The following is a 10,579-nucleotide window of genomic DNA, read 5'->3' on the forward strand; positions in this document are numbered from 1 at the left end:
ATGGCCACCATCGAGATGAAGAACATCGTCAAGCAGTACGGGGACAATGCTCCGGCCGTGCGCGACGTCAGCCTCGAGATCGCCGATGGCGAGTTCGTGATCCTCGTGGGTCCGTCCGGCTGCGGCAAGTCCACGCTGCTGCGGATGATCGTCGGGCTCGAGGAGATCACCTCCGGTGACATGCTCATCGACGGCAAGCGGGTCAACGACCTCCCGCCGCGCGATCGCAACCTCGCCATGGTGTTCCAGAACTACGCGCTCTATCCGCACCTGAACGTCTACGAGAACATCGCCTTCCCGTTGCGCCTGCACAAGGGCAGCTCCAACGAGGAGATCGACAAGAAGGTGCGCGATGCTGCAGAGACGCTGGAACTCACCGAGTTCCTCGAACGCAAGCCAGCGAACCTGTCCGGCGGCCAGCGTCAGCGCGTCGCGATGGGGCGAGCGATCGTCCGCGATGCCCAGGCGTTCCTCTTCGACGAGCCGCTGTCGAACCTCGACGCGAAGCTGCGCGGCCAGATGCGGACCGAGATCGCGCGGCTCCAGCGCAAGCTCGGCGTGACGACCGTCTACGTGACCCACGACCAGACCGAGGCGATGACGCTCGGCGACCGGGTCGCGCTGCTCAAAAAGGGCGTGCTGCAGCAGGTCGCGACGCCGCGTGAGCTCTACGAGAACCCGGTCAACCTGTTCGTTGCCGGCTTCATCGGGTCGCCGCCGATGAACATGCTCCCCGCCAGGCCGAAGGGCGACCAGCTCGAGCTGCCGTTCGTGTCGTTCACGATGCCGCCCGAGATGGCGGAGGCGACGAAGGGTCGCGAGCTGCTCATCGGCGGGATCCGGCCTGAGCACTTCACCGACGCCTCCGCATCGCGTGCTCCCGAAGGCGGAGTGCGCTTCACCGCCGGCGTGGACGTCGTCGAGTGGCTGGGCAACGAGCAGTACGCCTACATCCCGTTCGAGGCACCGCCGGAGGTCCGCACGACGCTGGACGAGCTGGCGAAGGACCTCGACGGCGAGAAGATGCAGCAGCAGATCGTCGTGACGCTCGAGCCCACCACCCGGATTCGTGAGGGCGATGATGCCGAGCTCGTGATGGACGTGAGGAAGCTCCACCTCTTCGATCCCGAGACCGGCGAGAATCTCATGCTGCGGCCGCAGGGCGGTGGCGACGGCGATGCCGGGGCCGCACGTCCTGCCTCCGCGGCGGGCGGGCACGCGGCGCCGACCGACGAGGGGTAGGCCGGGTCCACGCGCCCGCCCGTGCGATTCTCAGGAAAGTCCGTTTGCGCAGGTCAGGGCCGCATCTGCGGGAGTTTAGGCGAGTTGTCCGGTTGATTACGGTTTGATCTCGTCGCACGCTGGGTAAATCCGCGTCCATTCCTTTCCCCCGGAGGACATAGCGTGTCATCCCCCTATACCCGTGCGCGCCGAAAAGCCGCACGGGCCCCGCTCGCGAGCCGTCTTCTGACTCGTGCGCGTACCCCGCGAGCCCGCATCGCGGTCACCCTGTCCGCGCTGGCGACGCTTGCGCTCGTCGGTGGTGCCGTCGCCGGAGCCACGGCGGCTCCACCCGAGGCCGAGGTGGCGTCTGTCCGCGGCCTCGAGGTGCTGAAGGGCGAGTCGTCCGGCGAGACCGGTGACCGCGCCGAGCCCCAGACCTCGCGCTCCGGCGAGCGGCCCGCGCCTACGCCGTCCGCCGCGGACGTCAAGAAGCAGAAGGCCGCAGAGCTCAAGAAGCAGAAGGCCGCGAAGGCCGCCAAGGCGGCACAGAAGCGCAAGGCCGAGAAGGCCAGGATCGCCAAGATGCAGGCCAAGAATCCCCGCAAGATCGCCAGGTCGATGCTCGCCGACTTCGGGTTCGGCCAGCGCCAGTTCTCGTGCCTCAACAGCCTGTGGGTCGGCGAGAGCAACTGGCGCTGGAACGCCGACAACCCGACGTCCAGCGCGTACGGCATCCCGCAGTCGCTGCCCGGGTCCAAGATGGCCTCGGCCGGCAAGGACTGGAAGGCCAACCCGGCCACGCAGATCGAGTGGGGCCTGGGCTACATCAAGGACGCGTACGGCACGCCGTGCTCGGCGCTGTCGTTCAAGCAAGGCAACGGCTGGTACTGACCAACCCGGGTCAGTATCTGGCGCCCCCGGGTCAGTGTTTCCGGTGACACTCTCGCCGCGGTGGACCACGATGTCGGTATGTCCCTCCCGACTGCCGGTCCGCCGGCGCATCCGATCACGCGCCGCAGACTCCTCGTCGGGCTCGGCGCCACGGTGGCGGTGACGGCGACCGGCGCGGGCGCGTTCGCGGTCGGCCGCGACGTCCTCGACGGGCCGGACGGCAAGGTACCCCGCGTCGAGGGCGGTGAGGTCATCGGAGGGTCGTTCGCTTCGAAGGCACGCCGTGGACGGTCGTGCGGATGGGCGATCGCGTGGCCACCGGGGCACCGCGAGAACCTTCCTGTCACCGTCGTCCTCCACGGCCGCGGCAACGATCATGCCTCGGCCTTCAGCAGCCGCTACCTCGGCCTGGACCGCTTCCTCGTCGCGGCGGTACGCGGCGGCGCGGCGCCGTTCGCCCTCGCGAGCGTCGACGGAGGCGAGTCGTACTGGCATCGCCGAGCCGACGGCGACGACGCCGCCGCGATGGTCATCGACGAGCTGCTGCCGCTCCTGGAGCGCCGCGGGCTGCGTACTGAGCGGATCGGGCTCGCCGGTTGGTCGATGGGCGGCTTCGGCGCGCTGCACCTCGCACGGACGCTCGGGCGCGGCCGCGTCGCCGGGGTCGCTGTGATGAGGCCGGCACTGTGGCGCTCGTACGACGACACCACGCCGGGTGCGTATGACGACGCGGCGGACTTCGCGCGCGTGAGCGTCATGAAGCGCCAACGCAGCCTCGCGGGAACCCGTCTGCGTGTTGACTGCGGGCGAGGTGACCCGTTCTACGACGCGACGCGAGACTTCGTCGAGGGCTTCGACACACGACCTGCGGGCGACTTCGAACGTGGCGGTCACGACGTCGGCTACTGGCGGAGGATGGCCCCGACCCAGCTGAGGTTCCTGGCGGCGGCTCATGCCGCGGCGGATAACGTGACGGCATGAGCGACCCGAGGACTGACGACGACCCCGGCGTGCGCAGGCGTGCCGGGATCTTCGGCATGGTCGGGCCCGCAGTGCTCGCCGTGCTGTGCGGCGGGGCGTACGCGACGTTGTCGCTGCTGCGCTTCGGCCGGTACGAGACGCCGTCATGGGACAACGCGATCTTCGAGCAGGCGATCGCCGCGTACTCGCGCCTCGAGGCGCCGATCGTCGACATCAAGGGCCCCGGCTACCACATCCTGGGCGACCACTTCTCGCCGATCACCGCGCTCGTGGCGCCGTTCTACCGGATGTTCCCCGACGGACGGACGCTGCTCGTCGCCCAGGCGGTGCTCGTCGCGCTGTCGGTCTGGGTGATCGCGCGCGGCGCCGTACGGCTGCTCGGCACGGCAGGTGGTCTCGCCGTCGGGCTCGCGTACGGGCTGTCGTTCGGCATCGCCTCGGCGGTGTGGGTCGACTTCCATGAGGTCGCGTTCGCCGCGCTGTTCCTCGCGCTCGCCGGCATCGCGTACGTCGAACGGCGCTGGCGAGCCGCGGCGCTGTGGTCCCTGCCGCTCTTGCTCGTCAAGGAGGACCTCGGCCTCACCGTGCTAGCGGTCGGCGTCGCCCTCGCGCTGTCGGGCGCCCGCAGGATCGGCCTGGCGACCGCCCTGGCCGGGCTCGGCGGCTTCCTGCTCACCCTGTTCGTGATCATCCCGGCGTTGAACCCCGGAGGCGGGTACGACTACGTCAGCGTCATCGGCGCGGGCGAGGAGGCTGGGCCAGGTCCGTGGGAGACGTTCTGGACGGGGTGGGACGCCAAGCTGCCCACGCTGATCGCGACCTTCGGGGTCACCGGCTTCCTCGCGCTGCGCTCGCCGTGGGTGCTCGTCGCGGGACCGACCCTGCTGTGGCGCTTCGTCGGCGACAATCCCTACTACTGGGGCACCGACTGGCACTACGGCCTGGTGCTCATGCCGATCGTCTTCGCGGCGATGCTCGACGCGATCGTGCGGCTGCGCGAGGGCGGTGCGCCGGCTTGGATGCGCCGCTACGCCACGCACGTCCCGGCAGTGGCCGCTGCCGTCGCGCTCGCGCTGGTCTCGCAGTTCCCGCTGGCCAAGCTCGCCGACGCGGCGACGTACGAGGCCAGCCCGCGTGCCGCCGCCGCGCGGGAGGTGCTCGACCTGGTCCCCGAGGGGGCGAGCGTCGAGACGGACATCGGACTCATCACCCACCTGTCGACGGGGCGGACGGTCTACTGGACCGGCACGGTCGGAGACACGGTGCCTGACTGGGTGGTGATCGACGCCTATGCCGGGTGGGGCCAGGCCGCGCCCGACGCCGTCGCGTACGCCGAGGTCCAGCACCCCGGGACGGAGTGGGAGCTCGCCCTCGACCGCGACGGCTACCAGGTCGCGCGCCGCATCTCCTGACGCTGCCGGGTCGGGTTCTGCGCCTCCCGGGTCGGGTTCTGCGCCTCCCGGGTCGGGTTCTGCGCCTCCCGGGTCGGCGCGCACGCCAGACTGTGCGGCATGCCCCGACCTCTCGTCCTCCTGCTCGGCGCTGCCCTCGGCACGTTCGCGACCCTGGCCGCCCTCCTGGTCGTACGGACGGTGATCGGGAGCACCAACCTCGGCGTCGACGAGCGGACCCTCGCCTGCGGGACCGAGTCGGGCCCGGCGCAGGTCTGTGTCGTACGGCGGGAGCGCACGGAGCTGCTGGTGGTCCCAGGCCTGCGGGAGATCACCGTCCGGCGTACGGGGATCCCTCGGATGCTCGTCGCTGATGACCCGTTCGGCTCCTCCGCGGACGATGCGCTGCACGTCGACCTCGCCGGCGGCGTCACGGTCCGCGGCCCCGCGTACGCCCTGCGCTGGGAAGCCGCCGAGGTCGACTCGCTCCTCACGGACTGAGGCCTCGGTACGAGTCAGATCATGGGTGCGTCATCGACAAGACGTCGAGCGCCGCGTCGAGCTCCTCGAGGGTGACCTTGCCGTCGTCCACGAAGCCCATGTCGAGCACCGTCTGGCGGATCGTCTTCTTCTCCTTGAGCGCCGTCTTGGCGACCTTGGCGGCGTTCTCGTAGCCGATGTACTTGTTGAGCGGCGTCACGATCGACGGCGACGACTCGGCGAGCTCGGCGCAGCGCTCCTCGTTGGCGACCGTGTCGGCGATGCACTTGTCGGCGAGGACGCGCGAGGAGTTGGCGAGCAGGCGGATCGACTCGAGCAGCGCCCGCGCCATCACCGGCATCTGCACATTGAGCTCGAAGGCACCCGACTGACCGGCGAACGTGATCGTGGTGTCGTTGCCGATCACCTGTGAGCACACCATGAGCACGGCCTCGGGGACGACCGGGTTGACCTTGCCCGGCATGATGCTCGAGCCCGGCTGCAGGTCCGGGAGCTGCAGCTCCCCGAGGCCCGTGCGCGGGCCGGAGCCCATCCACCGCAGGTCGTTGTTGATCTTGATGAGGCTGACCGCGATCGTACGGAGCTGGCCGGAGAGCTCGACGAGACCGTCGCGCGCGCCCTGCGCCTCGAAGTGATCGACCGCCTCCGTCAGCGGCAGACCGGTCTCCTCGCCGAGGATCGCGATGACGCGCTGCGGGAAGCCGGCCGGCGTGTTGATGCCGGTGCCGACCGCCGTACCACCGAGCGGGACCTCCGCGACGCGGGGGAGCGCCGACCGGACGCGCTCGATGCCGCGACGGATCTGCGCCGCGTACCCGGCGAACTCCTGGCCGAGGGTCACCGGCGTCGCGTCCATGAGGTGCGTGCGGCCGGACTTCACGATCGTGGCCCACTCCGAGGCCTTCGCCTCGAACGCGGCCGCGAGGTGGTCGAGGCCCGGGATCAGGTCGTTCGTCGCGGCCTCGGTGGCGGCGACGTGGATCGACGTCGGGAAGGTGTCGTTGGACGACTGCGACGCGTTGACGTGGTCGTTCGGGTGAACGTCGCGACCCAGGCTGCGGGTCGCGAGCGTCGAGATGACCTCGTTCATGTTCATGTTGCTCGACGTGCCGGACCCGGTCTGGAAGACGTCGATCGGGAACTGGTCATCGTGCTTGCCGTCGGCCACCTCCTGCGCGGCGGCGATGATGGCGTCGGCGACGTCCTGGTCGATGACGCCGAGCTCGGCGTTCGCCTTGGCGCAGGCCAGCTTCACCAGCGCGATCGCGCGGATGTGCTGCGGCTCCAGAGTGCTGCCGGAGATCGGGAAGTTCTCGACGGCGCGCTGCGTCTGGGCCTTGTAGAGCGCGTTGGCGGGCACCTTGACCTCGCCCATGGTGTCGCGCTCGATGCGGTACTCGGTCTCAGTGCTCATGGGCCGAGATTATCCGTACGGCATGGACTCAACGGCGGGGGACCCGCCCCCGCAGCAGCCAGTACGCCTCTTCGCGTCCCTGCAGCCGTACGGGGACCCGCTCGGCATACACGTGGGCGAAGGAGGCGGTCAGCGCCTCGCGCACTGGAGCGGAGTCGTCCATCGACCAGATGCACAGCTCGCCGCGCTCGCGCAGGCGCGCCGCGCAGGTCGCCACGAACGGCGCCTCGTACACGGCGGCGTTGGTGTCGTGAACGAGGAAGTCGGGCCCGTTGTCGACGTCGAGAAGGATCACGTCGACGCTCGTCTCGGGCAGCGCGGCCACCACCGCCTGGACGTCGTCGACGCGCAGGGCGACCCGGCGGTCCTCGAGCAGGTCGGCGCCCGGCAGCGTGCCCTCGCGCATGAACGCGGGGATCGCGGACTCCAGCTCGGCGACGGTGACCTGCTTGACGCGGCGGTCGGTGAGGATCTCGCGGAGCGTGAAGCCCATGCCGAGCCCGCCCACGACGACGTGCCTGGGGTCGGCGCACCCGGCGAGCGCGGCGCGGGCCAGGAGGCGCTCCGAGGTGGTCTCGACGTCGTCCATGACGAACACGCCGTTGACCCGCAGCTCGAGCGCGCCGTCCTCGCGTCGCCGGACGACCGCGTCACCGCGTGTGTGCATGGGACCTCCGTGCGTTGCGGGCGATGGCGGTGGCGAAGAGACCTTCGAGCGCCACCGGGATCTCGTGCCCCATCCCGGGGACCATCAGGAGCATCGCACCCGGTACGGCGGCCGCGGTCGCGCGGCCCCCTGACGGGTCGACCATCCGGTCGGCGCCCCCGTGGATCACGAGCGTCGGCACACGGACGTCGCCGAGGACGTGGGTGCGGTCGGGCTGGGTCAACACCGCGAGCATGTGCCGCATCGTGCCCTGGATCGACCAGCCGCGTCCGTACGTCTCATGGGCGCGCTCCTCGACCGCAGCGGGCGGCAGGCCGTAGAGGCGGCTCGAGATCGCCCGCGCGCTGCGCATCGACTGGCGGACGTAGCCGTCCTCGCCCACGCCGCCGGTCGCGAGCAGCATGCCGGCGAGTCGGGGGTGCTGCCACCCGACCGTGCGGCGGCCCGTCGTCGACATGATCGACGTCAGGGAGAGGACGCGGTCCGGGTGCTCGATCGCCATCGTCTGCGCGACCATCCCACCCATCGACTGACCGACGACGTGCGCGGCGTCGATGCCGAGCGCGTCCAGCAGCCCCACGGCGTCGTCCGCGAGGTCGGACAACGTGTACGGCACGTGGCGGCGCGACCCCGCAGCCGTGGCCGCGACCTGCCGGCGGGTCACCGGTCGGTCGTCGAGACGCGTCGAGCGCCCGGTGTCACGGTTGTCGTACCGGATCACGTGGAATCCCCGGGCCGCCAACTCCTCGCAGAACTCGGTCCGCCACCAGTTCATCGGGCATCCCAGTCCCATGATCAGGAGCAGGGCGGGATCGTGAGCGTCACCGAAGGTCTCGTACGCGAGGGTGATCCCGCTGTCGAGGGTGGCGAGGCGTTCGGTCACGCCTCCATCGTAGGCAGCAGCTCCCGCCGCCACGGGGGATCGGCGCCCGGCCGCGAGCAGGTGATCGCTGCCGCGCGGGCCGCGAGCGTCCCGAGCCACGTGAGGGCGTCGGCGTCGTACGAGGGCCGTCCGAGCCACTCGCGGACGGCGAGGCCCGCGAGCAGCGCCGCCATGAAGGAGTCGCCGGCGCCGATCGTGTCGGCGACCGTGACCGGCGGTGCGGCGAGCTCCACGCAGACGTCGCCGCTGGTCAACCGAGCCCCGGCACCGCCACGGGTGAGCACCACGAGCCGTGGCCCGGAAGCCGCGATCTCGTCGGCGTAGACGGACGGCTCGAGGTCCGGACGCAGCGTGCGCGCATCCTCGTCGCTCAGCTTCACGAACGACGCGCGGGCGACGATCCGGTCGACCCGGCGCCGTACGTCGGTGAGGTCCGGGGTGATCGCGGGGCGGACGTTCGGGTCGTACGAGACCGCGACGCCTGCCGCGTACGCCTCGTCGACGAGACGACCGACCGCGTCGGCACCCGGCAGCAGCGTCGCGCCGATCGAGCCCACGTGGACGAGGTCGAAGTCGCTCGCGCTCGGCATCTCGGTCGGGTCCCACGCGAGGTCGAACCGGTACGAGGCCACACCGTCGGCGTCGAGCCGCGCCTGAGCCAGAGACGTGTCTCCGTGGTGAGGCGGGAGCGAGCGGAGGTCGACGTCAGAGGCGTCGACGTGGTCGCGGATCAGCTCGCCGTACTCGTCGTCGTCGCCGACCTGCGCCGCGAGCGTCGTGAGCACGTCGAGCCGGGCCAGCCCCACCGCGACGTTGAGCGGCGAACCGCCCGGACGTGCCTCGACGAGGCCCGTCGGGCTCTCGGTGAGGTCGACCAGCGCCTCGCCGACGACCAGCGTCCGGGCTGTGGGCACGGGCATCGCGTGTCAGCCGTCGTAGTCGATCGCGGCGTACGCCCTGAGCTTCTCCATGCGGTGCTCGGAGATGATCTTGCGGTACGTGCCGGAGCGCGAGCGCATCACGAGCGACTCCGTGACGGCGATGCCCGAGCCGTAGCGGACCCCGTTCATCAGCTCGCCGTCGGTGATGCCGGTCGCGACGAAGAAGCAGTCGTCGCCCTTCACGAGGTCGTCCGTGCCGAGCACGGCATCGACGTCGAGCCCGGCGTCGACGGCCTTCTGGCGCTCCTCGTCGTCGGTCGGCCAGAGCTTGCCCTGGATCGCACCGCCGAGGGCCTTCATCGCGCAGGCGCTGATGATCCCCTCCGGCGTGCCGCCGACGCCGGCGAGGATGTCGACGCCGGTGCCAGGGCGTGCCGCGTAGATCGAGCCCGCGACGTCGCCATCGGAGATGAACTTGATGCGGGCGCCGGTCGCGCGGATCTCGTCGACGAGCTGCGAGTGACGCGGTCGGTCGAGGACGCAGACCGTGACCGACGAGACGGAGAGGTTCTTGGCCTTGGCGACCAGCCGGATGTTCTCTGAGATCGGGAGGCGGATGTCGATGACGTCGGCGGCCTCGGGGCCCACGGCGAGCTTGTCCATGTAGAAGACGGCGGACGGGTCGAACATCGCCCCACGAGGCGCGACCGCGAGCACGGACACGGCGCCGGGCATGCCCTTGGCGGTCAGGGTGGTGCCGTCGATCGGGTCGACGGCGACGTCGGCAGCCGGACCGGTGCCGTCACCGACCTGCTCGCCGTTGAAGAGCATCGGCGCGTTGTCCTTCTCGCCCTCGCCGATGACGACGACGCCGCTCATGCCGACGGTGTTGATCAGCGACCGCATCGCGTTCACCGCGACACCGTCCGCGCCGTTCTTGTCTCCCCGCCCGACCCAGCGTCCAGCAGCCATAGCCGCAGCCTCGGTGACCCGGACGAGGTCCAGGGCGAGGTTGCGGTCGGGTGCCTCCGCGGCGGGGGTGAGTGGGCCTGGCAGCTTCGATCCGTGCGCGCTGGCGGTCATGGCCGCATCTTACGTCCGGGGCGCCGCGCGGCCGGGGGCGGCATTTTCGCGGACCGCACCACAATTGCCGCCGGTGCTCGCTGGCGGCACTGGCTGGCGGCGCAGCGGTGCGGCTGTCAGGAGGGCGACCATCTGATTGACTCTTGGGTCTTCGGGTCGGTGCTCTCTTCTGGATCGTCGCGTCGAGAGGTTGGTGCGAGCGAGCGTGGTCGACGCGATAAGACGATCCCCTGGCCGGGGGTGTTCCACGCGAATGCTGCATGCGCGATCGTCTTTCGCAGCCACCGTCCCCGTGGAGCGCTTGAGCGGACGGTGGCGCGCCGTCACTGCTCTTGTCGGCATGGGCCCGCATTCGCGATCGCGGTCTGGGCGTTCGCTCGCTCTCCGGTGAGTTGACCTTCATCAGGAGTCGAACGTCGCTCGCGGAGCAGTTTGGTCCACAACGTGCCGACGAGTCTGGAAAGGGCGCCTCGGGTTATCACGGGTTGGTCACGTTCCGGCAGATGGAGTGGTGTTCCACTGTAGCGGCCCGCGAGATTTGCGGCTGTGATGCTGCCGTCGGGGTAGCGAATGATGCGGCAGGTTGTACCTGATGTCGTTGGTCGTCGTTGGTCGTCGCGGTTGTCGCGGTTGTGACTCTGGCGCTGGTTGCAGGACTGCTGG

At 70.3% G+C, this 10,579-nt stretch carries 10 protein-coding genes; 5 read left to right on the top strand and 5 right to left on the bottom strand.

The genetic code is table 11. The features are described from left to right. The 5 genes from ACFSDF_RS09625 (at position 1) to ACFSDF_RS09645 (ending at position 4,988) form a co-directional block, all read left to right on the top strand. Positions 1–1,242, top strand: coding sequence for an ABC transporter ATP-binding protein (locus ACFSDF_RS09625; RefSeq protein WP_167001826.1), 1,242 nt, complete (start codon positions 1–3; stop codon positions 1,240–1,242). 162 nt (positions 1,243–1,404) lie between these two features. Beyond that, positions 1,405–2,115 (top strand): aggregation-promoting factor C-terminal-like domain-containing protein, encoded by a 711-nt coding sequence (locus tag ACFSDF_RS09630; RefSeq protein WP_167248866.1) that lies wholly within the window; start codon positions 1,405–1,407, stop codon positions 2,113–2,115. Positions 2,116–2,193: 78 nt separating this feature from the next. Next, complete coding sequence (locus ACFSDF_RS09635; RefSeq protein ID WP_167001830.1) at positions 2,194–3,096, top strand: alpha/beta hydrolase; 903 nt, start codon at positions 2,194–2,196, stop codon at positions 3,094–3,096. Further along, positions 3,093–4,508, top strand: a complete 1,416-nt coding sequence (locus ACFSDF_RS09640; RefSeq protein ID WP_167001831.1) for a DUF2079 domain-containing protein — start codon at positions 3,093–3,095, stop codon at positions 4,506–4,508. The genes ACFSDF_RS09635 and ACFSDF_RS09640 overlap by 4 nt, the downstream gene beginning before the upstream one ends. A gap of 99 nt (positions 4,509–4,607) precedes the next feature. Next, positions 4,608–4,988 (top strand): hypothetical protein, encoded by a 381-nt coding sequence (locus ACFSDF_RS09645; protein WP_167001833.1) that lies wholly within the window; start codon positions 4,608–4,610, stop codon positions 4,986–4,988. A gap of 19 nt (positions 4,989–5,007) precedes the next feature. On the opposite strand, the gene ACFSDF_RS09650 is transcribed toward ACFSDF_RS09645, so the two are convergent. The 5 genes from ACFSDF_RS09650 to glpX are packed head-to-tail and all read right to left on the bottom strand — an operon-like array spanning position 5,008 to position 9,916. Further along, positions 5,008–6,402 (bottom strand): class II fumarate hydratase, encoded by a 1,395-nt coding sequence (locus tag ACFSDF_RS09650; RefSeq protein WP_377157287.1) that lies wholly within the window; start codon positions 6,400–6,402, stop codon positions 5,008–5,010. 28 nt (positions 6,403–6,430) lie between these two features. Then, the gene (locus tag ACFSDF_RS09655; RefSeq protein ID WP_377157289.1) at positions 6,431–7,069 is read right to left on the bottom strand and encodes a spermidine synthase; all 639 of its coding nucleotides are present in this window, start codon (positions 7,067–7,069) and stop codon (positions 6,431–6,433) included. After that, positions 7,053–7,952: an alpha/beta fold hydrolase gene (locus tag ACFSDF_RS09660; protein WP_377157291.1), complete on the bottom strand. Its 900-nt coding sequence runs from the start codon at positions 7,950–7,952 to the stop codon at positions 7,053–7,055. Before ACFSDF_RS09660 ends, ACFSDF_RS09655 begins: the two co-directional genes overlap by 17 nt. Next, positions 7,949–8,872 carry a carbohydrate kinase family protein gene (locus ACFSDF_RS09665; RefSeq protein ID WP_167001839.1) on the bottom strand — a complete coding sequence of 308 codons (924 nt, stop codon included), beginning with the start codon at positions 8,870–8,872 and terminating at the stop codon, positions 7,949–7,951. Before ACFSDF_RS09665 ends, ACFSDF_RS09660 begins: the two co-directional genes overlap by 4 nt. A gap of 6 nt (positions 8,873–8,878) precedes the next feature. Further along, positions 8,879–9,916 (bottom strand): class II fructose-bisphosphatase, encoded by a 1,038-nt coding sequence (glpX, locus tag ACFSDF_RS09670; RefSeq protein WP_139087654.1) that lies wholly within the window; start codon positions 9,914–9,916, stop codon positions 8,879–8,881. Positions 9,917–10,579: the final 663 nt, after the last annotated feature.

The organism is Mumia zhuanghuii (genome assembly GCF_042681565.1).
In the GTDB taxonomy this organism is placed as follows: domain Bacteria; phylum Actinomycetota; class Actinomycetes; order Propionibacteriales; family Nocardioidaceae; genus Mumia.